The sequence below is a fragment of the Paractinoplanes pyxinae genome (genome assembly GCF_026626335.1).
GTDB classification, from domain to species: Bacteria; Actinomycetota; Actinomycetes; order Mycobacteriales; family Micromonosporaceae; genus Actinoplanes; species Actinoplanes pyxinae.
In genome coordinates this window covers 33,038-54,742 of record NZ_JAPNTZ010000029.1, presented here as the reverse complement: position 1 = coordinate 54,742, position 21,705 = coordinate 33,038, and the positions used below count along the sequence as shown (strand labels likewise).

The window sequence follows — 21,705 nt, the reverse complement described above, 5'->3', positions numbered from 1 at the left end:
ACCGCCCGCGCTCGCCGGTGTTCGACCGGTCCGTGCGGGGTACCTGCAACCTCGGCATATCGTGAAGCTGAGGGGGAGACGCTGTGACTGAGCGTCGAGTAGCCGTGGTCACCGGGGGTACGGCCGGAGTGGGCCGCGCGGTCGTGCGGGAACTGGCCGGGCACGGCTGGGATGTGGCGGTGCTGGCCCGCGGCAAGGCCGGCCTGGAGGGCGCGACCGAGGACGCCTCGCAGCTCGGGGCGCGGGCGCTGGGCATCGAGACCGACGTGGCCGACTCGGGCCAGGTGCGGGCGGCCGCGGCCCGGGTCGAGCAGGAGCTGGGGCCGATCGAGCTCTGGGTGAACGACGCGTTCTCGGGCGACCTGCGGTACTTCTGGGACATCCCGGAGGAGGAATATCGCAAGATCACCGACGTCACGTACCTGGGCCAGGTGCACGGCACGCGGGTGGCCCTCGAATACATGCGGCCCCGCGACCGCGGGGTCATCGTGCAGATCGGCAGCGCGCTCGCCTTCCGCGGCATCCCGCTGCAGTCGGCGTACTGCGGGGCCAAGCACGCGATCAAGGGCTTCACCGACAGCGTGATCGCCGAGCTCAAGCACGTCGGCAGCGCCGTCCGGGTGGCCCAGGTGCAGCTGCCGGGCGTGAACACCGTGCAGTTCGACTGGAACGCCAGCGAGTTCGACCAGCACCCGCAGCCGGTCGAGCCGATCTTCCAGCCCGAGGTGGCCGCCCGGGCCGTCCGCTTCCTGGCCGAGAACCCGCGCCGCACCATGTGGGTCGGCTTCTCGACGGCGTACACGATCCTCGGCAGCCGCCTGGCCCCCTCGTTCATGGACTGGTACCTGGCCCGCAACGTCGTCGACGGCCAGCTCAGCGACGACGGCGGCCCCCGCTACGGCAGCAACGTCTTCGAGCCCAAGGACGACGACGCCGACCACGGCGCCCACGGCATGTTCGACGACAAGGCCAAGTCGCGCGACGTGTGGTCGTGGGCCTCGATGCACCGGGTGGCCCTGGCCGGCGCGGCCGGTGCGGCCGTGCTGGGCGCCACTCTGCTGGGGCGCCGCCGCCGCTGATTCTCCCCTTATGGTGGATCGATGCCGCTCATCACGCTCGGCGTTCTGGGGCCGGTGGTGGCGCGCCGGGCCGAGGCCGAGCCCGACCTCGGCCGCCAGCTGCGGCACGTGCTGGGCCTGCTGCTGGTGCGGGCCGGCCGCCCGGTCACGCCGGACGAGTTCGACCTGCTGCTGTGGGGCGACGATCCACCGGCCCGGGCGGCCGACATCGTGCACCGGCACATCAGCAACCTGCGGCGGCTGCTCGAGCCGGACCTGCCGTACCGGGCCCAGGGGAGCTGGGTGCGGCGGACGGCGAACGGCTACCGGCTGGTGGGCGGCCCCGAGTCGGCGGATCTGCTGCGCTTCCGCGAGCTCGCCGAGCAGCCAGAGCTGGAGCACCGGCTCGCGGCGTTGCGGCTCTGGCGCGGGCGGTGCGGGGCCGGCTTGGAACTGCCGCCGGAGCTCCTGCCCGAGTTCGAGGCGGTGGACCGCGAGCGGATCACCCTGCTGTGCGCGGTGGCCGACGACGCGCTGGCGTCGGGCGAGGTTGCGAAGGTGCTGCCGCTGGTCGAGCCGCTGGCCGGGGAGTACGGGCTGGACGAGGCGCTGCAGACGCGGCTGGTCCTGCTGCTCACGGCGGCGGGCCGGCAGGCCGAGGCCATGGCCGCCTATCACGCTGTGCGCACGCGGCTGGCCGACGAGCTCGGGGTCGACCCGGGGCTGGAACTGCGGTCCGCGTACGACCGGGTGCTGCACCAGGACGTCGGGCCGGCCGCCGCGCGGCCACCGGCGCCGTCCCGGCTTCCACCGCGCAACCGCTTCTTCACCGGGCGCGCGGCCGAACTGGCCCAGCTGTCCCGGATCGCCGAGGCGGTCGGCCCGGACGCCTCGGCCACGGTGATCTGTGCCCTGGACGGCCTGCCCGGCGTCGGCAAGACCAGCCTGGTGCTGCACTGGGCGTACGAGGCGGCCGCCGCGTTCCCGGACGGCCGCCTGTTCGTCGACCTGCGCGGCTTCGACCTCGTCGATCAGCCCTTGAGCAGCGACCAGGCTTTGGTCCAGCTTCTGTCCGGGCTGGGTGTGCCCGCGCGCGAGATGCCGGACGGCACGGCCGCCCTGTCGGAGCTGTTCCGGGCCACGGTGAGCGATCGCCGGCTGCTCGTCGTGCTCGACAACGCGCGCGACGAGGAGCAGGTGCGGCCGCTGCTGCCGGCCGCACCCGGCAGCCTCGTGCTGGTGACGAGCCGCAACCGGCTCACCGGCTTGGTGGTCAGCGACGGCGCGGTGCCGTTCAGCCTGACCGTGCCGTCGTGGGCGGAGTCCCGGACGGGCATGCGGGACAGGCTGGGCGCGGACAGGGTGGCCGGCGAGGAGGCCGCGCTCGACGAGATCATCGAGCGCTGCGGCCGCCTGCCGCTGGCGATGGCCGTGGCGAGCGCCCGGGCGCTGACCAACCCGGGCTGGGCGCTGACGGAAGTGGCCGGGGAGCTGCGGGAATCGTCCTTCCTCGACGACGCCGAACCCCGCAGCGACGTACGCAATGTGTTCTCGTGGTCCTACCGCATGCTCGCCGAGGGTTCGGCCCGTCTGTTCCGGCTGCTGGCCTGGCACCCGGGCCCGGACTTCGGATGGGTCACCGCCGCGACGCTGGCCGGCCTCTCGCCGAACCGGATCCGGCCGCTGCTGCGCGAGCTGGTCCGGGCCTCGTTGCTGACCGAGATCCGGCCCGGGCGGTACGCGTTCCACGACCTGATCAAGGCCTACGCGGCCGAGCTGAGCGCGAGCACCGACACCGAGGCCGAGCGGACGGCCGCGGTGGACGCGCTGCTCGACCATCTGATGCGGGTCGGCGACCAGGCAAACCGCGTGCTCAAGCCTGCCTTCCGGGCGGGTGACGCGCCGTCGGCGACGGGCGGCGAACCGTTTCCGGACGCCCGGGCGGCGATGGCCTGGTTCGCCGGCGAGCTGGCGGTGCTCGAATCGGCGGTCGGCGTCGCCGGTCCCCGTTCGTGGCGGCTGGCCGAACTGCTCATCCCGTACTACCAGCGCCGCGGTCTGTACCAGCGGTGGCAGGCGGCGGCCGAGCGCGCGCTGAGCCAGGCGGTCATCGCCGGCGACATCGAGGGTCAGGCCGTCATGCACCGGATGCTGGCCGGCGCCGACGCGCTCGCCGGGCGCGGCCAGGACGTGATCGAGCAGGACGTCGAGCGTCTGCGCCGGGCGTCCGGCCACCTGCGGCGCAGCCTCGAGCTGTTCGAGTCGCTGAGCAGGACCGAGGCCCTGGCCGAGGTCTACCGCAACTTCGGCATGGTGGCGACGGAACTCGGCGAGCACGAGGAGGCGATCGCCCACTTCGAACGGTCGCTGGCCCTGTTCGAGGCGGCCGGCGACCGCAACGCCGTGCCGTACGTGCTGCACGGGCTCGGCTGGGTACGGGCGGAGGTCGGCGACACCGGGGCCGCGCTGGCCGACTACGCCCGCGCCGAGAGCCTCGCCCTGGAGACCGGCGCCCTGCACATGGCGGCCGGCTCGGTCGCGGCTCGCGCGGACATCGCGGGCCGCCGGGGCCGGGTCGACGAGGCGATGGACCTGTTCGCCCGGGCCGAGGAGCTGTTCCGGCGGGACGAGAACCAGGAAGGGGCGGCCTGGATCGAGGTCCACCGCGGCGACCTGCTGGCCCGGGCGGGACGCCGCGGCGAGGCGGCGGCCCACTGGGGGCGCGCCCGCGACCACCTGACCGAGCTGGGCCGGACAGCGGCCGCCGAAGCGCTCACCGAACGGCTGGGCGAGGTCACGCCCAGGGCAGCGCGGCCCGGGTAGCCCAGTAGGCCTCGGGCGTCTCGGCCTCGACCGGGTGAATGGTCGCGGGGTCGAGCCCGGCCGCGCGCAGGTTCGAGGTGAGCTGGGCCTCCGTGGCCGCGCCGGACAGGACGACGGTGGCCCAGGGCTGGTCGAGGGCGGCGGCCAGCGCCTCGGCGTCGCGGCCGGCCAGGCGACCGTTGGCCATGGCCTCCTTGACGATGACGGCCCGGCCGGACGCGTGCGCCTCGGCCAGGGCGGGGCCGGCGCTCGGTTCGAGCAGGTTCCAGGTGGCCTGGACGCTGCGGAACAGGGGCTCGCCGTCCACCTCGACCGCCAGCGCGGCCCGGATGGCCTCGGCCTGGCGAGGGCCGCTGGTGGACAGGCCGACGACCGCGCCCTGCCCGGCCAGGCGGCGGTGCAGGGTCTGGTCGGTCAGCGCGGGGCTGTCCGGCGTGACCGAGTGGATCTGGTAGAGCCCGAGGCGGTCGCCGAGCAGGGCCCGGGTCTCGGCGATCTGCCGGTCGAAGGTGGCCACGCTGTGGTCCTTGACCTCGTGCGCCTCGGCCTCGAGCTGCCAGTTCGCGGTGTACGTGTAGCCCCACTTGCTGCCGACCAGGGCGTCGTCGTGGCCCGGCAGCCAGGAGGCCAGGAACTCTTCCGAGCGGCCGTACGAGCGGGCCACGTCGAAGTAGCGCACCCCGGCCGCGTAGGCCCGGTCGAGCAGTTCGTGCGCCCGCTCCCGCATCGCCTCGACGCTGCGGTCGGCCGGCAGATCCGCCTCGCGGCCCAGATTGATGTACGCCGGCCGCCCGACCGCCGCCAGCCCCAACCCGACGCGCGCGACCCCGGTCAGCTTGTCGAAGAGTTCCATGTGACCATCCAACACCGCTCAGCCGAGCAGCCCCCGGCGGTATCCCTCGGCCACCGCCGACGCTCGGTCGCGCGCGCCGAGCCGGTCGTAGATGCGCAGCAAATACGCCTTCACGGTGGCCTCGCTGACGAACAGGGCGGCCGCCGCTTCCTTGTTGGTGGCGCCGCCCGCGACCAGTCGCAGCAGTTCGTGCTCGCGCGGCTTGAGCAATTCGGGCTCGCGCACGTGGCCGACGAGCCGCCCGGCCGCGCTGCGCGACAGCACCGTCTCGCCGCGGGCGGCCGCCCGGATGCCGTCGCGCAGCTCCTCGCGGGAGACGTCCTTGAGCAGGTAGCCGGTGGCCCCGGCGGTCATCGCGGGCACGACGTCGGCGTCGGTGTCGTACGTGCTCAGCACCAGCACCCGAGTGTGCGGCGCCGACGTCCGTAGATGCTCGATGGTGGTCACGCCGTCCATCCGCGGCATGTGCAGGTCCATGACCACCACGTCGGCCGGCCGCGACTCGAGCACGGCCAGCGCTTCGTGGCCGTCGGCGGCCTCGCCCACCACCTGGAACTCGTCGTCGCCTTCGAGCAGTTGCCGCAGGCCGTCGCGGAACATCGGATGGTCGTCGACCACCAGCACCCGGATCATCGGAGCGGCACCGCCGCCCGCACGGCCGTGCCCGCCCCTGGCCCGGTCTCGATCTCCAAGCCGCCGCCCAGAGCCCCGAGCCGTTCCCGCATGCCGGCCAGCCCAAAGCCGCGGCCCACGCCCGGCGCAGCCGCGAAGCCCACGCCCTTGCCCGTTGCCGTGAGGTCGACGCCCTCGGCCGGTGCAGCCGTGAGGCCTACCCCTTCGCCCGGTGCATCGGTGAGGCCCGCGCCTTCGCGCGGTGCATCGGTGAGGCCCGCGCCCTTGCCCGGCGCCGTGAGGTCGACGCCTTCGCCCGGTGCATCGGTGAGGCCCGCGCCTTCGCGCGGTGCAGCCGTGAAGTTCACGCCCGGTGCGGCGGTGAAGCCCGCGCCCGCGCCTGGTGCGGCGGTGAAGCCCACGCCGTCGTCGCGGATGTCCAGCACTACTTCGTCGTCCAGGTAGGACAACGTCACGTCGACGCGGGTGGCCGACGCGTGCTCGGCCACGTTGGCCAGCGCCGACTGCCCGACCCGGAACAGCGCGGCCTCGGTGTCGTCGTCGAGCGGGCGCGCCTCCGGGTCGGACGCGAACGAGCCGCGGACGCCCGTGCGGGCCGACCACGAGGTGACCAAGCCGCGCAGCGCGCCGGCCAGGCCGCTGCCGTCGAGCGAGCCCGGGCCGAGCGCCAGCACCGAGCGCCGCGCCTCGGCCAGTCCCGAGCGGGCCAGGTCGCGGGCCTGCGCGACGCGGGGATCGCTGACGCCGTCGGTCACCGCGCCTTCGAGCAGGGCGGCCGAAGCGCTCAGGTCTTGCGCGATGGTGTCGTGTATTTCGCGCGCCATCCTGGTCCTTTCTGCGCGTACACCGTCGCTTGTTGCACGTTCGATCAGTTTTTCGCGCAGTGACAGGTTCTCTTTGAGCGCGGCGCTCAAATACCACCCAGCGGCGACGAGCGGCGCGAGCAAACTGATCGAGGACGACACATCGAGCGTCCCGGACTGCGCGAAGGTGATCGAAACGGCCGACACGACCGACCAGGCGAACGCCGCGCGCGGCCCGAACAGCACGAAAGCGTGCAGCGCCAGCACCCACGAGGCGAACATCGCGTACGGCGTGAACGTCACCGCCGCCGTCATCAGCACCAGCAGGACCGGGTAGTAGATCGTCGCCCGCAACGGCCACCGCCAAGCGGTCAGCAGCAGCCAAGAAGCGGCGGCCAACGGCCAGGGCGACATAGCGACAACCGCCACCCCCAGCAGCACCACCGCGGCCAGGACGGCGGCGGGACGACCCGCTTGCGGCGGCGGCCAGCGATCCATGGTTTCCTCCCCGGCAGTCAATAGCCGATCGGTTACTTACCCATCGCCGCCGCCCACTGCCCGGCCTCGCGCGAAAAACCGAGGCTGGAGTCATGAAGAAGATCGCCTCACTCCTGCTGACCGCGGCCCTCACCGTGCCCGCCTGCGCGTCCGTGTCCGACCTGCTGATCGCCGACACCAAAGCCGGCGCCGTCGAAGGTGTGCGCGACGACGCCGTCACGCGCTACCGCGGCATCCCGTACGCCGCCCCGCCCGTCGGCGACCGGCGGTTCAGCCCACCCCAGCCGCCGGCCGCCTGGGACGGCGTCCGCTCCGCCAAGAAGTCCGGCCCGGCCTGCGCTCAGGGCCCGGCCCGCAAGGACGCCGCCGAGGACTGCCTCTACCTCGACGTCACCGCACCGCCGAAGGCCAAGGACCGCCCGGTCATGGTCTGGCTGCACGGCGGCGGCTTCTCCGAGGGCGCCGGCTTCGACTACGACCCGGCCCGCCTGGTCGCCCAGGGCGACGTCGTCGTGGTCACGGTCGAGTTCCGCCTGGGCCTGTACGGCTTCCTGACCGGCGACAACAACGGCTTCCAGGACCAGCAGGCCGCGCTGCGCTGGGTGCGCGACAACATCCGCGAGTTCGGCGGCGACCCCGGCAACGTGACCCTGTTCGGCGAGTCGGGCGGCGCGATCGGCGCCTGCGCCCAGCTCGGCGCGCCCGGCGCCCGCGGCCTGTTCCACCGGGCCATCCTGCAGAGCGGCAACTGTGACGCCGCGCTGCCCAAGAACTACACCCCGACCGGCAGCGCGCCCTTCCGCTTCTTCCGGCCGGCCGCCGAGACCGCGAAGGTGCGCGAGGCCGCGATGAAGGCCGTCGGCTGCGACGACCTCGACTGCCTGCGCCGCCAGCCGGTGGACAAGCTGCGGAAGCAGTACGACAAGTTCGGCGCGGCCACGTATGGCACACCCGCGCTGCCCGAGGACCCGGCGGTGGCCGTCGAGAAGAACCACATTCCGCTTCTGTACGGGTGGAACCAGCACGAGAGCCGGCTGGTGTCCGGCATCTTCGCGGTGGCCGGCTGGCGCATGACCGCCCAGGAGTACCCGGGCCTGATCGCCGACGCATTCGGCGCGGACGAGGCGGCCGCGATCGTGCGCGAATACCCGCCCTCCCGCTACGGCGGCGACGCGGCCGTGGCTTGGGGCGACGTGTTCACCGACACCGCGTCGTGCGGGCAGCGGCCGCTGCCGGGCTACCGCTACGAGTTCGCCGACGAGAACGCCCAGCCCTTCGTCGACCTGCCGCCCGACTTCGAGGCCGGCGCCTCGCACGCCTCCGAGCTGCCCAACCTGTTCGAGGTGGCCGGCCGCAAGCCGATCACCTCGGACCGCTACACCGACGCCCAGCGCGCCCTGGCCGACCGGATGATCGGCTACTGGACCGCCTTCGCCCGCACCGGCGACCCCAACCACGAGGGCGCCCCGGTCTGGCCCGAGGAGGGAGCGCTGCAGCTCAAGCCGAACGCCATCGAACCCGTCGACGTCGCGAAGCTGCACCGATGCGACTTCTGGAACACGCTTTAGGCGCCGGAGAGGCCTCGATGGCGGTCCAGGTCTCTCCGGCAGGAAGAACCCGCGCCCCTGCCCACCGAACCGGTGGGCGGGACGCGGGCACTGTGGGGAGGGTTCGTTCCCGTGATCGATGGTGCTCGCGGCCGATGGCGGTAGCACTCCGGGCATATGACGGTTGCGTGACGAAACCGGGGATTCGCCCCACAGCCGTGTCGAAGCGTGTCCGGCGCGGCATCATGCGGTTATGAGCGCCGTGCTGTTGATCGAGGACGACGACCGTATCCGCCTGTCGCTGGCCATGGCCCTGGAGGACGAGGGCTACCAGACCCACGCCGTGGCCACCGCCGAGGAGGGGCTGGAGATGCAGCGCCGGCAGCCGGCCGACACCGTGCTGGTCGACCTGATGCTGCCGGGCATGGACGGCTTCGAGTGCATCCGGCAGCTGCGCCGCACCGACGACGTGCCGATCGTGGTGGTCAGCGCCCGGGACGACACCCACGACATCGTGGCCGGGCTCGAGGCCGGGGCCGACGACTACGTGGTCAAGCCGGTCGCCGTCAAAGAGCTGGCGGCCCGGCTGCGGGCTCTGCGGCGGCGGGGCCGGGCGGCGGCGTCGGCCACCCCGGCCGTGACCGTGCTGACCTTCGGCGACCTCGAGATCCGGCCCGAGGCGGGCGAGGTTCGCCTGCACGGCGAGGCAGTGGCGGTCACGCGTACGGAATTCCGGTTGCTCTGCGAATTGGCCGAGCACCCGGGCCAGGTGCTCTCGCGCCAGCAGCTGCTGAGCCGGGTCTGGGAGTACGAGATCGGCGACGAGCGCCTGGTCGATGTGCACGTGGGCCGGCTCCGCCACAAGATCGAGGACAGCGCGGGCAAGCCGAAGCACCTGGTGACCGTGCGCGGTCTGGGCTACAAGCTGCAGCCGTGAGGCGAGCCGGGCTGCGGACCCGGGTCAGCGCCGCGTTCGCCGTGGGCGCTCTGGCCCTGTCGGCCGGCGTCACTTTCGTCTCGTACGAATTGATCAGCAACACCCTGTTCCGGGAGCGCGAGCGGGCGGCCGTCCGGGCCACCTACTTCGACGCCGCCGCCATCAACGGCGGCCTGGGCGGCAGCAGCCCCGACGTGGGGGAGCTGCTGCAGTCGCTCGACATCGGCGCCGACCGGTACGTGCTGTTGCAGCGCCAGGGCCAGTGGTACTCCCGCAGCGCCGGCCCGGCCGCGAGCAACGCCGTGCCCCAGCCCCTGCAAGAGATGGCCGCGAGCGGCGAGGCGGGCGCGCAGCGGATCCGCCGCGACGGGGAGGCCGCGCTGGTCGTGGCCGTGCCGGTGCAGGGCGCGGGCGTGTTCTACGAGATCGTGTCGCTGGGCGAGCTGGAACGCACGCTGCAACTGCTCGCGCTCGTGCTGACCGCCGTGGCGATCATGGTGTCGGCCGGGGGAGCGGCCGTCGGCTGGTACGTGACCCGCCATGCCCTGCGACCGCTGGCGGCGGTGGCCGAGGCGGCCAGCGGCATCGCCGAGGGCGACTTCGACACCCGGCTCGACCCCGACGCCGAACCCGACCTGGCCCGGCTGACCTCGTCGTTCAACCACATGGCGGACGAGCTCTCGCGCCGCCTGCAGCGCGACCGCCGATTCGCGGCCGACGTCAGTCACGAGCTGCGTTCCCCGCTGCAGACCCTGGCCGCCGCGGTCAGCGTGCTCAACCGGCGCCGGGACAGCCTCGACGAGCGCTCGGCGGCCGCCGTCGGGCTGATCGCCGACGAGGTCGCCCGGTTCCAGGCCCTCGTCGACGACCTGCTCGAACTGGCCCGCAGCGACCAGCCGGCCCACCTCGAGCAGGCCGACATCGGGCTGCTGGTGGGGCGGGTGCTGAGCTCGCGGAACCTGCCGGCCGACCTGATGCGGACCGAGCCCGGCACCCCGGTCGACTGGCACGTCGACCGGAGGCGGGTCGAGCAGGCGCTGGGCAACCTGCTCGACAATGCGGTCCGCTACGGCGGGGGGCCGGTGGCCGTACGGGTGGGACCCGGTTTTCTGGAAGTGGACGACGCGGGACCGGGAGTGCCGGACGAGGCCCGGGCCACCATCTTCGACCGGTTCGTCCGTGGCCCGGCGGCCAACGCGCGCGGCGGCGGCGACGGAACCGGCCTGGGACTGTCGATCGTCGCCGAGCACGCGGCGGCCCATGGCGGCAAAGCTTCCCTGACCGACCGGCCCGGTGGCGGCGCGAGGTTCCGGATAGACCTGCCTATGCGCTGAGCGCCGCGTCGACGTCCTCGTACAGGGGAAAGACCTGGTGCAGCTTCATGGTGTGCAGCACGGTCACCACATACCGCGAGGGAGCGGCCAGCGCGAGCGTGCCGCCGTGGCTCTTGGCGTCGTTGAAGGCGCGCACGAGCATGCTCAGCCCGGCCGAGTCGATGGTCGGCGCCGCGTGCAGATCGACGATGACGTGGCGATGGTCGCGGACCGCCTCGGCCAGCGACTCGCGCAGCAGCTCGACGGCGTCGGCGTCGAGGTCGCTCAGCGGCGTGACCACCGCGGTGTCGGTGGCGTCGCGTACGTCGGTCATCGAATGCCCTCCTTCTCGGGCGTACGGCGGTCGGCGGTGGTGACCACGGCGGCGACCCCGGCCCCGCCGAACAGCACCTGCAGGGCCAGTTCGGTGAGGCTGACGCCGGCGGGCAGGTCGGCGGCGATCCGTACGACGGTCGTGGCGAACACGGCCATGCCGACGCCCACCGTCGGGGGAAGCCAGAACGGCACGCGGCGGCCCGCCCTCGTGAGCAGGTGCCCGGCGACGCCCAGGGCGCCGCCGACGAGGACGGCGGTGACCAGACTGGTGACCGTCATGACTCCACAGTGACGCCCGAGGTTTGCGGAACTTTCCCGGCGATATGACAGTTCCGTGACGGAGCGGGGACGTGGGCCGGGTCCGAGGCATCATTCGGATATGCGGCGGGCCTGGATGACCATGACGGCGGCCGTCGTGCTGCTCGGCGGGTGCGGGGTCCGCGCCCAGGACGAGCCGCACGGCGTCGACCTGCCGCGGCACCCGCTGACCACGCCGGGCGCGGGCCCGGCGGTGGCGGTGGGCGAGGTGGCGCAGGTGCTCTGCCTGGTGCGCGGCGACGGGCTGGTGCAGACCGTGCGGCGTACGGCGTCCTACCCCAGCGTGCAGACGCAGCTGGACAGCCTGGTGGCCGGGCCGACGGCTCAGGAGAGGTCGGCCGGGCTGGGCACGGCGCTGACCGGGCTCGCCCTGTCCGGCCGGGTGGTGGCCGGGGCCGAGGTGACCGTCGAGTTCCCCGAGCTCGACGAGGGCAACGCCCGCAACGACGAGATCCTGGCCTACGGGCAGGTCGTGTGCACGATGACGGCGCGCGCCGACGTCGGCTCGGTGCTGTTCACCCGCGACGGGCAGGCGCTGCAGGTGCCCCGGGCCGACGGCACGCTCACCGACGGCCCGCTGCACAGCAGCGACTACGCGTCGATGCTGCAGCCCGGTTGAGCCCTCAGCGGGCCGAGGCTGTCCGGGCGCCGATCATCTGCGCCGCGGTCAGGCGGTCGACCCGGGTGCGACGCCCGGTGGGCTGGGGCAGGCGGGCGGCGGCCAGTTCGGCCGCGTCCACGGCGGGCGCCTCCTCGGCGGCCAGCGCCGGCTGGGCCAGGGCCGGGTGCCGGGCCTCCCACTCCGAGCGCACCTTGGCCGGCAGGTGCAGATGACGCCAGATGCGGCGCAGCACCCCCGGGTTGAGCAGGTCGTTGATCTCGCAGCAGTCGGCCGCCTGGCACAGCACGGTCTGGTAGGCCTGGCGCTGCTGGGCCGGGTCCTCCAGGTCGAGGATGCGGCGGCTGCGGTGCCCGGAGGCCATGTGTTTCGGCAGCTCCAGCAGGCCCACGCTGTGGCCGTGCAGATCGTCGAGGCGGTCGGGGACGCTGGGGGCCCGGTTGGTCGGACCGCGCTGCTGGCGGCCGTCCCGGGCGGCGACGTACGGCATGCAGTCAGGCTAGGCTCGCCCGGGTGCCCCGGCCGCCGGGTCGGCCGGACAGGTTGTCAGGGTGCCGACTGAGTTGAGAGTGATGCGTGGCATGTCGAATTACCCACTGAGCGATTCCTCGCTGCTGCGGCGCTTGCGTGAGGGGTCGATCGGCACGGGGGCGGTGCTCACCGGGCCGTTCGGGCCGCGCCGGGTCACGTACGCCGATCAGACCGCGTCCGGGCAGGCGCTGGACTTCGTCGAGAGCTACATCCGGGACACGGTGCTGACCGGGTACGCCAACACCCACACCGAGGCGTCGTCGACCGGCGCGGGCACGGGCGCGCTGCGCGAACAGGCCCGCGAGCTGATCCACCGCTCGGTCGGCGCGGGGCCCGGCGACGTGGTGCTGTTCTGCGGGTCGGGGTCGACCACGGCGGTCAACAAGCTGGTCGCGCTGCTCGGCCTGCGCGTGCCGGAGAACCTTGACGACACGTACGGCTGGAGTGCCCACATTCCGGCGGCCGACCGCCCGGTCGTGTTCGTCGGCCCGTACGAGCATCACTCCAACGTCCTGCCCTGGCGCGAGTCGATCGCCGATGTGATCGAAATCGGCAGCGATGGGCGGGGGAACCCTGACCTCGACGACCTCCGGCAGGCCCTGACGACGTACGCGGAAAGGCCTTTGCGGATCGGCAGCTTCAGCGCCGCCTCGAACGTGACCGGGCTGCTGACCGACGTGGCCGCGATCTCGGCCGTGCTGCGCGAGCACGGCGCGCTGTCGATCTGGGACTACGCGGCCGGCGGCCCCTACCTGCCGATCACGATGGACGACAAGGACGCGATCTTCCTGTCGCCGCACAAGTTCCCCGGCGGCCCGCAGACCCCGGGCGTCCTCGTCGTCGGCAAGCATCTGCTGGTCAACAAGGTGCCGACCGTTCCCGGCGGCGGCACGGTGGCCTTCGTGGACCCGGAAGGCCACCGCTACTTGGACGACCCGATCGCCCGCGAGGAGGGCGGCACCCCGGCCATCGTCGAGTCGATCCGCGCCGGCCTGGTCTTCGGCGTCAAAGAGGCGGTCGGCACCGAGTTGATCGCATCGCAGGAGCACGCTCTGTGGCACCGGGCGCGCGAACGCTGGGCCGGCGACGACCGCATCGAGATCCTGGGCGACCTGGAATCCACCCGGCTGCCGATCGTGTCGTTCCAGATCCGGGCGGGGGAGCGCTACCTGCACCACAACTACGTGGTGCGGCTGCTTAACGACCTGTTCGGCATCCAGGCCCGCGGCGGCTGTTCGTGCGCGGGCCCGTACGGCCACCGGCTGCTGGGCATCGGGCCCGAGCTGTCCCGCCGGTTCGAGCACGAGATCGAGGACGGCTGGGAGGGCATCAAGCCCGGCTGGTCCCGCCTGAACTTCGCCTACTTCCTCTCCGAGACGGTCGCCGACTACCTGATCGAATCGGTCGCGCTGATCGCCTCGTACGGTGATCGTCTGCTGCCCGACTACCGCTTCAGCCCGGTCACCGGCCAGTGGCGCCACCGGGACTTCTCGCCTTCGCTGCCGAACCTGTCGGATCTCGCGCTGCATCCCGACGGCGCGGTCACACAGCCTGCCGCCCCGGCTCAGCTGGGCGAGGACGTCCTGCCCGCCCAGCTGGCCGAGGCGCGCGCCCGGCTGACCGCCCGTTCCAGCCCGGTGGACGGGGCCGGCGCCAAGCTGCCGGGTCCGTTCGAGAAGCTCCGGTGGTTCCTGCTGCCGGACGAGTGCCTGGACGGCTGGGTGGGCGCCTACGGCGACGGAACTCCGCTTTAGACGGCGACGGGGACCGGCTTCCACTGCTCGGAGCCGAAGACCTCGTAGCGGATGCTGGCGTCGGGGACGCCGCGGCGGTGCAGGCCGGCCCGGATGTGCTGCATGAACGGCACCGGGCCGCACAGGTAGACCTCGGCGCCCTCGTCGAGCGGGATGAGGTCGACGTCGACCCGGCCGGTCGTCTCCTCGTACCAGGTCAGGTTGGTGAACGTGCGCAGCCGGGAGCCGTGGATGGCCGTGTCGGCGCGCAGCGGGTGCCGGTCGGGGCTGCGGTCGGCGTGGACGGCGGTGACCGGGCGGCCGGGCTGGGTGCGGGCCACGTGGTCGAGGATGGCGGCGATCGGGGTGATGCCCACGCCTGCGCTGACCAGCAACAGCGGGGCTCCGCCGTCTTTCAAGGTCAGGTTCCCGTACGGCTGACTGAGGCGCAGTGTGTCGTCGGCCTTCACGTGGCCGTGCAGCCAGCCGGAGACCACGCCGTCGGGCGAGCCGTTCGTGCCGCGGACCCGGCGGACGGTGATGCGCAGAGGGCCGCCGGTGGCCGACTGCGACAGCGAGTACTGCCGCAGCTGGCGGGTGCCGTCGGGCAGGTCGGCCGCCACCGTCACGTACTGGCCCGGCTGGAAGTGCGGGGCCGGGCCGCCGTCGGCCGGGGCGAGCAGGAACGACACCGCGTCGTGGGCCTCGTCGATCCGGTTGACCACCGTGTAGTCGCGCCACGGGTTCGTGCCGTCGACTCCGGCCTCGCCGTACAGCCGGGCCTCGCGCCCGATCAGCCGGGCCGCGAACAGCCAGTACACCTCGTCCCAGGCGGCCGCGATCGCGGGGCTGACCGCCTCGCCCAGCACCGTGCCGACCGCGCCCATCAGGTAGCGGCCGACCATCGTGTACTGCTCGGGGCGGATGCCGAGCGCGCAGTGCCGTTGCGCGATGCGCTCGACGACGTGGTCGAAGACGTGCGCCTCGGGCCCCTGACCGACGAGGTGGGCGGCGAAGGCGGCGACCGCGCCGGCGAGAGCCGACTTCTGTTCGCCGGTGGCCTGGGCGCTGCGGCTGAACAGGTTCAGCAGCTCCGGATTGTCACCGAGCATCGTGTCGTAGAAGACGCCCGAGATCGCGTCGAGGTGCTGCGCGACGACGGGAAGGGTCGCTTCGACGACTGGGACGCTTTGGTTTGAGAGCACTTCGTTCTCCTTTAGTGCCGGCCCAGACTCAGCAGGACCTGGCGGACCGGCGGCGCGGTGAGGTCGCCGATCGTGATGGGGTCCAGCGAGGCGTAGAACGCCTCCTGGGCGCGCTTGAGCGCTCCGCGCAGGCGGCAGCCCTGGCTCAGCGGGCAGCCGGGGTCGCCGCTGCAGTCGACGACCTCCGTCTCGCCCTCGAGCTCGCGGATCAGGCCGCCGACCGACGAGTCGCGGGCCACGGCGGCCAGCCGGACGCCGCCGCTGCGGCCGCGGACCGTCTCGAGCAGGCCCAGATGCTGCAGCTTCTGCACCACCTTGGCCAGGTGGTGCCGGGGGACCGCGAGCGAGGCGGCCAGCTCGTCGATGGTGAGCAGGTCGTCGCGGGCGGCCCCGAGCATGAGGACCCGGAGCCCGATGTCGGTGGAGCGGTTCAGGCGCACGAGACGACCCTAGTAAAAGAAGACTCTCGAAGTCCTCTTTTATGGGAGTGATCACAGTGGGGGTTGACAGGCGTCGATGTTAACGTTCACCATGGCTAGCCATGAAGACCTGTCTCCGCGCGGTCCTCGCTCTGCTCCTGGTGACGGCGGTCGTCGTCGTGCGGGCGCCCAGCAGCCAGGCCGCCATCTCGTTCACCAATCCGCTGGCGGCCGCGCCGTACGGGGCCGACCCGTGGATGGGCTACGACAACGGCTACTACTACCTGGCCGCCACGACCTGGAACTCGCAGATCGTCGTCAAGCGGGCCCGATCGGTTGCCGCACTGCCGGGGGCCACCGAGTCGGTGGTCTACACCGGAAGCGGCTCGACCAACTGCTGCAACGTGTGGGCGCCTTCCCTGCACAAGCTGAACGGGCCCAACGGCACCCGGTGGTATCTGTACTACAGCGCGGGGACGCCGGCCTGTTGTGACGGGCAGCGCTCGTACGTGCTCGAAAGCTCGGGCGCCGACCCGATGGGCCCGTTCACCTACAAAGGTCAGCTCAACGTGCAGGCGAACAACGGCTGGGCGATCGACGGCAGCGTGGCCACCATCGGGGGAGTGAACTACTTCTTCTACTCGTCGTGGGTCGGTGACCTGCAGAGCCTGTTCGTGACGCGCCTGACCAACCCGTGGACGGCGGCCGCGTACGGGACGAGAATTTCCTATCCCTCGTACGACTGGGAGAAGCAGGGTGGCAACACGGAGGAAGCGCCGTATGTGGTGCAGCACAACGGCATCACGTATCTGACCTTCTCGGCCAGCTCCTGCAACACGCCCGACTACAAGCTGGGCATGCTGACCCTCACCGGCAGCAACCCGCTGGCCGCCGCCTCGTGGACCAAGAAGAGCACGCCGATCTTCCAGCGCAGCGACGCCAACGGGGTGTACGGGCCGGGCGGTCAGGGCTTCTTCAACTCGCCCGACGGCGCCGAGACGTGGCTGGTCTACCACGCCAACGAAAGCACCGCCCAAGGGTGCGGCGGGACGCGCACGACCCGGATCAAGAAGGTCAGCTGGAACTCCGACGGCAGCCCGAACCTGGGCACGCCCGACCGGGTGTCGGCCTCGCTGACCGGACCGTCGGGCGACCCGGGCGGCACAGTGTCGTTCCCGGTGGCCGGCACGCGCTACCGGGTGGTCAACCAGAACAGCAACAAGGTGCTCGACGCCGCCAACTGCGGAACGGCCGACGGCACGGCCATCCGGCAGTGGTCGTCGCTGGGCAACGCGTGCCAGCAGTGGACGTTCACGAAGACGACGAGCAACTACTACCGCATCACGAACGCGAACAGCGGCAAGGTGCTCGACTCGGTCAACTGCGGTGCCACCAACGGCACGGCGGTGAACCTGTGGAGTTCGCTCGGCAACGTCTGCCAGGAGTGGAGCCTCACCCCGATCGACGGCCGCTACCTGATCGCCAACCGCGGCAACGGCCTGGTGCTCGACGCCGAGAACTGCGGCACAGCCGACGGCGTCGTCGTGCGGCAGTGGGGCGCCCTCGGCAACGCCTGCCAGCAGTGGTCCATCACCCCCTGACCGTTCGTTCACACTCGCGCAGTTCGAACTGCGCGGGTGTGAGCGTTTGCCGGCGCTGGCCGGCGGCGCCGCGACGCTAGTCCGCCCGGAGTTGTTCGTTCGTGCTCGTTGGCCGGCGTTTGTCGGCCGTGCTCGGTATTGGCTCGCTCGTGGTTGTTCGTTGCCGCTCGTTTGGCGGCGTTTGTTGGCCGCGCTCGTCTTAGCTCGCTCGCGGTTGTTCGTTCTTGCTCATCTGGCGGCGTTCGTCGGCCGCGCTCGTTCGGTGGTGTCCGTGCCGTTCCACCGCGGCACGGGCGCCGCCCCGATCGAAGGACAAGTCATGTTTCGTCAGCTCGCGGTGGCCGGAGTCCTCACGGTCACCACCGTCACGGCCACGGCCGTGACCCTCAACGCCCACGCCGCGGTGAACGCCGCGCCGGTCGTGGCCGCGGCCACCCCGACCACGCCGCCCGGCCAGTACCCGGGCCCGGGCGTGGTCACCGGCGCCACCCGCACGCACGACCCGTCTGTCGTCAAGACGCCGAGCGGCGGCTACATCGTGGCCCAGACCGGCGACAACCTGCCGCTCTCGACGTCGACCGACCGCACGGCGTTCCGCGCGGCCGGCAGCGTCTTCCCGAACGGCGCCTCGTGGACCACCGCGTACACCGGCGGCAGCCGCAGCCTGTGGGCGCCCGACATCTCGTACCGTAATGGCCGTTACTACCTCTACTACTCGGCCTCGACGTTCGGCTCCAACCGCTCGGCGATCTTCCTGGCCACCAGCACCACCGGCGCCTCCGGCAGCTGGACCAACCAGGGCCTGGTCATCGAGTCGTTCAGCTCGGACAACTACAACGCCATCGACCCCAACCTGACCGTCGACACGGCCGGCAAGTGGTGGCTGAACTTCGGCTCGTTCTGGTCCGGCATCAAGCAGATCCCGCTCGACGCCTCGAGCGGCAAGCGCTCGGGCACGACGATCCGCAGCCTGGCCGGCCGCAACGGCGGCGCGATCGAGGCCCCCACCCTGGTGCGGCACGGCTCCTACTACTACCTGTGGGTGTCGTTCGACCTGTGCTGCCGGGGCGCGTCCAGCACCTACCGCGTGATGGTCGGGCGCTCGACCAGCCCCAACGGCCCCTTCACCGACCGCAACGGCGTGGCCATGACCTCCGGCGGCGGCACCCAGGTGCTGGCCGGCCACGGCAGCATCCACGGCCCCGGCCACCAGGCAGTCATCACCGACACCGACGCCGACGTGCTCTTCTATCACTACTACGCCGACAGCGGCACGTCGTACCTCGGCATCAACCTCATCGGCTACGACAACGCGGGCTGGCCCTTCGTCTACTGATCCCGCCCAGCCGCTTCCTCGCGACGCTCGGCCCGGACCCGTCGAACTCGGTGGTCCGGGCCGAGCGTTTCCCGGTTCACGCACAGCCGATGCCGCCGGGGTAACCGGTGGCCTCGGCAACAAGTGTTTGACGAATCAAGTTTCCGGCGTATCGTTTGATGGAGCTTGTAGCTTCAACTAAAAGCCGGGAGTACGCATGTCCAGCACCACCGCCTTGGCCGACGCCCGCATCCCGGCCAATCACCCGTTCGCCAAGCACGTCCGCAAGGCCGCCGGGGCCGAGCTGGCCGACCCGCACCGCAGCTGGACGCCCGAGGACGGGCCGCTGCCCAGCCTGTACGTGAGTCACGGCGGCGGCCCGATGCCGTTCGAGAACTTCGAATGGCTCAACCCGCTGCGCAAGTGGGCTCGCTCCCTGCCCAAGCCGAAGGCGATCCTGGTCGTCAGCGCCCATTGGGAGTCGGCGCCGCTGTCGCTGAGCGCCGCCCAGCCCAGCGAACTGGTCTACGACTTCGGCGGCTTCGACCCGCTGTACTACACGTTCCGCTACGACACCCCCGACGCCGCCCCGCTGGTCCAGCAGGTCGCCGCGATGATGCCGGACGGCGAGCAGGCCCACGAGCACAACCGCCGCGGCCTCGACCACGGCGCCTGGGTGCCCCTGAAGATCATGTACCCGGCCGCCGACGTGCCGGTGCTGCAGCTCAGCCTGCCCACCGACGACCCCGACAAGCTGCTGAAGCTGGGCGAACGGCTGCGCCCGCTGCGCGAACAGGGCGTGCTGGTAGTCGGCTCCGGCCACATGACCCACGGCCTGCCTTTCCTGACCCGCGACCAGTTCGTGGCCAACAAGGTCCCCGGCTGGTCGGCCGACTTCGACGCCTGGGCCGCCGAGGCCCTGGACCGCGGCGACGTGGCCGAACTGGCCCGCTTCCGCACCGCCGCCCCCGGCATGCCCTTCTCGCACCCCACGGTCGAACACTTCACGCCGTTGTTCGTCACCCTGGGCGCCGCCACCAACCCGACCGCCCCCGTGCTGACCAAGCTCGAGGGCTACTCGGTCGGCCTCTCCCGCCGCTCCTTCCAGGCCGCCTGACCCCACTCCGCCACCGCCGACCGGCCGGAACCCCGCGAGTTCCGGCCGGCCGAGCGCGGCTGACCGAGCGCGGTCGCCCGGTGGCGGCTGCCCGAACGCGACTGGCCGAAAGCGGCCGCCCGACCCTGCGCGCCGATTGAGCGAGCTTGAGCGTGGTGCCAGCCCAAATTGCACGTTGATGGACGAAGCTGCTCGTTTGCGGGTTTGGTTGCTCGTTCCAGCCAGGCCGAAGTGCTCGTTTGTGGGTGGCGGCCTGAGCGCAGAAGACGAAACGCGGCCGGCTGAGGGCGGACGGTTGAGCGCGGCTGGCTGAGCGCAGCTGGCGGAACGGGCCGGTTGAGCGCGGATGGCGGGAGCGCGGCCAGTTGAGGGCGGCGAGCTGAGGGCAGCTGTCTGAGCGCGGCTGGCGGAACGGGCCGGTTGAGCGCGGATGGCGGGAGCGCGGCCGGTTGAGGGCGGCGAGCTGAGGGCGGCTAGCTGAGCGCGGTCGGCGGAATGCGGCTGGCGAAACGGGCCGGTTGAGCGCAGATGACGGAACACGGCCGATTGAGGACGGTTGGCTGAGCGCAGCCGGTTGAGCAGAGGCGGCTGAAGCTCCGCGCCGATTGAGCGGGGGCGGCTGAAGCTGCATGCCGATTGAGTGAGCGTGAGCGTGAGCGTTGTGTCGGCTGACGCTGCACGTTTATGGCCGAAGCTGCTCGTTTGTTGGTTGTGGTGCACGTTTTGGGTGGCGGACGTTGTCGCTTGTGGGTGGCGGCCTGAACGAACGGCGTATCTGGCGCTTACGTGACGCTTACATGTGGCGCTTAGCGTCGCGGCATGAGCGATCGACTTCTGGTGATGCATCTGCTGCGGCGGCTCACCTTCGGGCCTACGTCGGCTGAGGTTGATGCGGGTGTTCGGGCTGGCTATGACGCCACGCTTGAGCGGTTGTTGCGGCCGGCTGCGGTGCCGGAACCGCCTGACCTCGGTGCGGCGCCGGCAGTTGGGGGCAGCAAGGAGGAACGGCAAGCCGCTCGTAAGAAGCAGCGTGAGCAGGTCAGCGTGTTGACGAGGTGGTGGGTGGCCAGGATGGTCGCCGACGAGACGGCGGCTGAGAAGCTCACGTTCTTCTGGCACGGGCACTGGGCGACCAGCGTGCAGAAGGTGCGCTCGGCCCACCTCATGCTCGGCCAGCAGCAGACATTCCGCCGGTACGGAGCGGGGCCAACTGGGCCGCTGGTGCGGGCGATGCTGCGCGACCCCGCGCTCATCGTCTGGCTGGACGGGCAGAAGAACACGCGCAAGGCGCCCAACGAGAACCTGTCCCGTGAGGTCATGGAGCTGTTCACGCTCGGCGTGGGGGAGTACACCGAAGCCGACGTGAAGGCCGGCGCCCGGGTGCTGACCGGCTGGCAGGTCGATCGGGCCACCGGCCAGGCGCGGCTGGTGCCCCGGCGGCACGACGATCAGGCGGTCGCCCTGCTCGGCGGCAAGGTGGACGACGTCGACTCGTACGCCGATCTGATCGTCGGACAATCAGCTCACCTGCCGTTCATCCTCGGCCGGTTGTGGGCGCGCTACGGCGGTCCCGGGCAGGCGCCGGCTGTCAGCGGACGGGACACGACAACCCTGCTCAAGGGAATCTGTACGGCGCCCGCCTTCGCTGCCACCGCCGGCACTCTCGTCAAGCAGCCGGTCGAGTGGGTAGTCGGCGCCGTACGCCAGTTGGGTCTCAAGCCCGACGGCACCGAGCCGTTCCTGAAGGCCCTCGGGCAGGTGCCACTGCGACCGCCGTCGGTCGGTGGCTGGCCCGAGGGGGCGGCCTGGCTCACCACCTCGTCGACGCTGACCCGGCTGCGGGCCGGGCAGAAGCTGGCGGCCAAGGCCGACGTCAACGGCCTCGCCGGCGCCGACCGGGTCGAAGCTCTGGCCGACCTGCTTGCCGTCGACGGCTGGAGCGACCGCACCAATGCCGTGCTCACCGCCACCAAAGACCCGCGCCGACTGCTCGCGCTCGGCCTGGCCAGCCCGGAGTACGCCGTCCACTGACGTGGGACATGGCGG

Annotated in this window: 19 protein-coding genes; 11 read left to right on the top strand and 8 right to left on the bottom strand. The window is 71.9% G+C overall.

Features of this window, described 5'->3' with window-relative positions; all coding sequences use genetic code 11:
• Window positions 1–83 precede the first annotated feature (83 nt).
• Both OWR29_RS47300 and OWR29_RS47295 read left to right on the top strand, forming a co-directional pair.
• Window positions 84–1,079 carry an SDR family oxidoreductase gene (locus OWR29_RS47300; RefSeq protein ID WP_267570274.1) on the top strand — a complete coding sequence of 332 codons (996 nt, stop codon included), beginning with the start codon at window positions 84–86 and terminating at the stop codon, window positions 1,077–1,079.
• A gap of 21 nt (window positions 1,080–1,100) precedes the next feature.
• On the top strand, window positions 1,101–3,881 hold the full coding sequence (locus OWR29_RS47295) for an AfsR/SARP family transcriptional regulator (RefSeq protein ID WP_267570273.1): 2,781 nt from the start codon (window positions 1,101–1,103) through the stop codon (window positions 3,879–3,881).
• Here OWR29_RS47295 and OWR29_RS47290 read toward each other — a convergent pair.
• Genes OWR29_RS47290 through OWR29_RS47280 form a run of 3 tightly spaced genes read right to left on the bottom strand, consistent with a single transcriptional unit; the run spans window position 3,853 to window position 6,668 of the window.
• Window positions 3,853–4,734, bottom strand: a complete 882-nt coding sequence (locus tag OWR29_RS47290) for an aldo/keto reductase (RefSeq protein ID WP_267570272.1) — start codon at window positions 4,732–4,734, stop codon at window positions 3,853–3,855. The genes OWR29_RS47295 and OWR29_RS47290 overlap by 29 nt on opposite strands.
• Window positions 4,735–4,752: 18 nt before the next feature.
• Window positions 4,753–5,367, bottom strand: a complete 615-nt coding sequence (locus tag OWR29_RS47285; RefSeq protein ID WP_267570271.1) for a response regulator — start codon at window positions 5,365–5,367, stop codon at window positions 4,753–4,755.
• Window positions 5,364–6,668 carry a sensor histidine kinase gene (locus OWR29_RS47280; RefSeq protein WP_267570270.1) on the bottom strand — a complete coding sequence of 435 codons (1,305 nt, stop codon included), beginning with the start codon at window positions 6,666–6,668 and terminating at the stop codon, window positions 5,364–5,366. Before OWR29_RS47280 ends, OWR29_RS47285 begins: the two co-directional genes overlap by 4 nt.
• A 92-nt stretch (window positions 6,669–6,760) precedes the next feature.
• Between OWR29_RS47280 and OWR29_RS47275 the strand changes: the two genes are divergently transcribed.
• From OWR29_RS47275 to OWR29_RS47265, 3 genes are all read left to right on the top strand, one after another.
• Window positions 6,761–8,236, top strand: coding sequence for a carboxylesterase/lipase family protein (locus OWR29_RS47275; RefSeq protein WP_267570269.1), 1,476 nt, complete (start codon window positions 6,761–6,763; stop codon window positions 8,234–8,236).
• Between the two features lie 232 nt (window positions 8,237–8,468).
• Window positions 8,469–9,152, top strand: coding sequence for a response regulator transcription factor (locus tag OWR29_RS47270; protein WP_267570268.1), 684 nt, complete (start codon window positions 8,469–8,471; stop codon window positions 9,150–9,152).
• Window positions 9,149–10,486: a sensor histidine kinase gene (locus OWR29_RS47265; RefSeq protein ID WP_267570267.1), complete on the top strand. Its 1,338-nt coding sequence runs from the start codon at window positions 9,149–9,151 to the stop codon at window positions 10,484–10,486. Before OWR29_RS47270 ends, OWR29_RS47265 begins: the two co-directional genes overlap by 4 nt.
• Here OWR29_RS47265 and OWR29_RS47260 read toward each other — a convergent pair.
• The gene (locus OWR29_RS47260) at window positions 10,476–10,799 is read right to left on the bottom strand and encodes an STAS domain-containing protein (RefSeq protein WP_267570266.1); all 324 of its coding nucleotides are present in this window, start codon (window positions 10,797–10,799) and stop codon (window positions 10,476–10,478) included. The genes OWR29_RS47265 and OWR29_RS47260 overlap by 11 nt on opposite strands.
• Entirely contained in the window at window positions 10,796–11,080 is a 285-nt protein-coding gene (locus OWR29_RS47255; protein WP_267570265.1) for a hypothetical protein, read from the bottom strand. Before OWR29_RS47255 ends, OWR29_RS47260 begins: the two co-directional genes overlap by 4 nt.
• A 100-nt stretch (window positions 11,081–11,180) precedes the next feature.
• On the opposite strand from OWR29_RS47255, the gene OWR29_RS47250 reads away from it, so the two are divergent.
• Window positions 11,181–11,738 (top strand): GerMN domain-containing protein, encoded by a 558-nt coding sequence (locus OWR29_RS47250; RefSeq protein WP_267570264.1) that lies wholly within the window; start codon window positions 11,181–11,183, stop codon window positions 11,736–11,738.
• A gap of 4 nt (window positions 11,739–11,742) precedes the next feature.
• Here OWR29_RS47250 and OWR29_RS47245 read toward each other — a convergent pair whose 3' ends face one another.
• Window positions 11,743–12,228 carry a hypothetical protein gene (locus tag OWR29_RS47245; protein WP_267570263.1) on the bottom strand — a complete coding sequence of 162 codons (486 nt, stop codon included), beginning with the start codon at window positions 12,226–12,228 and terminating at the stop codon, window positions 11,743–11,745.
• Between the two features lie 91 nt (window positions 12,229–12,319).
• Between OWR29_RS47245 and OWR29_RS47240 the strand changes: the two genes are divergently transcribed.
• A complete protein-coding gene (locus OWR29_RS47240; protein ID WP_267570262.1) occupies window positions 12,320–14,023 on the top strand; it encodes an aminotransferase class V-fold PLP-dependent enzyme in 1,704 nt (567 codons plus the stop codon).
• On the opposite strand, the gene OWR29_RS47235 is transcribed toward OWR29_RS47240, so the two are convergent.
• Both OWR29_RS47235 and OWR29_RS47230 read right to left on the bottom strand, forming a co-directional pair.
• Complete coding sequence (locus tag OWR29_RS47235) at window positions 14,020–15,207, bottom strand: globin domain-containing protein (RefSeq protein WP_267570261.1); 1,188 nt, start codon at window positions 15,205–15,207, stop codon at window positions 14,020–14,022. The genes OWR29_RS47240 and OWR29_RS47235 overlap by 4 nt on opposite strands.
• A gap of 11 nt (window positions 15,208–15,218) precedes the next feature.
• A complete protein-coding gene (locus tag OWR29_RS47230; protein ID WP_267570260.1) occupies window positions 15,219–15,647 on the bottom strand; it encodes an RrF2 family transcriptional regulator in 429 nt (142 codons plus the stop codon).
• Between the two features lie 101 nt (window positions 15,648–15,748).
• On the opposite strand from OWR29_RS47230, the gene OWR29_RS47225 reads away from it, so the two are divergent.
• From OWR29_RS47225 to OWR29_RS47210, 4 genes are all read left to right on the top strand, one after another.
• On the top strand, window positions 15,749–17,227 hold the full coding sequence (locus OWR29_RS47225) for a family 43 glycosylhydrolase (protein ID WP_267570259.1): 1,479 nt from the start codon (window positions 15,749–15,751) through the stop codon (window positions 17,225–17,227).
• Between the two features lie 319 nt (window positions 17,228–17,546).
• The gene (locus OWR29_RS47220; protein WP_267570258.1) at window positions 17,547–18,563 is read left to right on the top strand and encodes an arabinan endo-1,5-alpha-L-arabinosidase; all 1,017 of its coding nucleotides are present in this window, start codon (window positions 17,547–17,549) and stop codon (window positions 18,561–18,563) included.
• Window positions 18,564–18,759: 196 nt separating this feature from the next.
• Complete coding sequence (locus OWR29_RS47215; RefSeq protein WP_267570257.1) at window positions 18,760–19,659, top strand: DODA-type extradiol aromatic ring-opening family dioxygenase; 900 nt, start codon at window positions 18,760–18,762, stop codon at window positions 19,657–19,659.
• 819 nt (window positions 19,660–20,478) lie between these two features.
• Window positions 20,479–21,690 (top strand): DUF1800 domain-containing protein, encoded by a 1,212-nt coding sequence (locus OWR29_RS47210; protein ID WP_267570256.1) that lies wholly within the window; start codon window positions 20,479–20,481, stop codon window positions 21,688–21,690.
• Window positions 21,691–21,705: the final 15 nt, after the last annotated feature.

Coding starts and splice junctions, on each gene's coding strand:
- OWR29_RS47295 (WP_267570273.1), top strand. CDS start 1,101: ATGCCGCTCATCACGCTCGGCGTTCTGGGGCCGGTGGTGGCGCGCCGG.
- OWR29_RS47290 (WP_267570272.1), bottom strand. CDS start 4,734: ATGGAACTCTTCGACAAGCTGACCGGGGTCGCGCGCGTCGGGTTGGGG.
- OWR29_RS47285 (WP_267570271.1), bottom strand. CDS start 5,367: ATGATCCGGGTGCTGGTGGTCGACGACCATCCGATGTTCCGCGACGGC.
- OWR29_RS47280 (WP_267570270.1), bottom strand. CDS start 6,668: ATGGATCGCTGGCCGCCGCCGCAAGCGGGTCGTCCCGCCGCCGTCCTG.
- OWR29_RS47275 (WP_267570269.1), top strand. CDS start 6,761: ATGAAGAAGATCGCCTCACTCCTGCTGACCGCGGCCCTCACCGTGCCC.
- OWR29_RS47270 (WP_267570268.1), top strand. CDS start 8,469: ATGAGCGCCGTGCTGTTGATCGAGGACGACGACCGTATCCGCCTGTCG.
- OWR29_RS47260 (WP_267570266.1), bottom strand. CDS start 10,799: ATGACCGACGTACGCGACGCCACCGACACCGCGGTGGTCACGCCGCTG.
- OWR29_RS47255 (WP_267570265.1), bottom strand. CDS start 11,080: ATGACGGTCACCAGTCTGGTCACCGCCGTCCTCGTCGGCGGCGCCCTG.
- OWR29_RS47250 (WP_267570264.1), top strand. CDS start 11,181: ATGCGGCGGGCCTGGATGACCATGACGGCGGCCGTCGTGCTGCTCGGC.
- OWR29_RS47245 (WP_267570263.1), bottom strand. CDS start 12,228: ATGCCGTACGTCGCCGCCCGGGACGGCCGCCAGCAGCGCGGTCCGACC.
- OWR29_RS47240 (WP_267570262.1), top strand. CDS start 12,320: ATGTCGAATTACCCACTGAGCGATTCCTCGCTGCTGCGGCGCTTGCGT.
- OWR29_RS47225 (WP_267570259.1), top strand. CDS start 15,749: ATGAAGACCTGTCTCCGCGCGGTCCTCGCTCTGCTCCTGGTGACGGCG.
- OWR29_RS47220 (WP_267570258.1), top strand. CDS start 17,547: ATGTTTCGTCAGCTCGCGGTGGCCGGAGTCCTCACGGTCACCACCGTC.
- OWR29_RS47215 (WP_267570257.1), top strand. CDS start 18,760: ATGTCCAGCACCACCGCCTTGGCCGACGCCCGCATCCCGGCCAATCAC.
- OWR29_RS47210 (WP_267570256.1), top strand. CDS start 20,479: ATGAGCGATCGACTTCTGGTGATGCATCTGCTGCGGCGGCTCACCTTC.